Consider the following 663-nt stretch of genomic DNA (forward strand, 5'->3'; position numbering starts at 1 on the left):
CTTAAACGTAATTGGAATGGAATAGGGTACACGAACGGCATTACCCCTATGCTCCCCGGGTGTCATGCTCGGCAATAGGGAGATAATGCGTGCCGCCTCCTCTTCCAAAAGGGTATCTGGACCCCGCGTTCTTACACCCCCTATACTCCCATCCTTTTGAATGATTAGCATAGTATTTACACGGCCTTGAATTCCATTCTTTTGAGCCTCTTCTGGATATCTAAAATTATCTATAATATGGTTCTGCATCATCTTATTAAAGCAGGCTCTTTTATCCTCCGCATTCTCACAACCGGGGAAAACGGGTACCTCATCAACAACTGTAAACGGAATACTAACCGTTTTATCGTTAACGATCTCGTTAAGATCATTGTTATGTTTAGAAGTTGTGACACCATCTTTCCGGATGTCCATTGATACCAAACCTGATTCATTTGTAGTTAGTATAACAGATTGCCCTCTTCTATCTTTCATGATAAAAGTTCCAACCCTTCTAGCATTGGTCGCCTTGCGGAAAAACTCCTCTTTTTTTAAAGTTTCTTCTTTGGAGAGGTTGCTCAAATCTTCAAACTCCAAAATAGTTTCACTACCTGCTTTTAATGTGGCGCTTTCCTCCAATTTATCCGTTGCCACTTCACTCTCACACGAGGTATAAATCAACAT

At 41.3% G+C, this 663-nt stretch carries 1 protein-coding gene; it reads right to left on the bottom strand.

The genetic code is table 11. The annotated features are described in order from the left end of the window. Positions 1-663 (bottom strand): energy transducer TonB (locus F1E73_RS17210; RefSeq protein WP_150452687.1); only part of this gene is annotated, 663 nt, incomplete at its 3' end.

This window comes from Arenibacter lacus, assembly GCF_008711145.1.
In the GTDB taxonomy this organism is placed as follows: domain Bacteria; phylum Bacteroidota; class Bacteroidia; order Flavobacteriales; family Flavobacteriaceae; genus Arenibacter; species Arenibacter amylolyticus.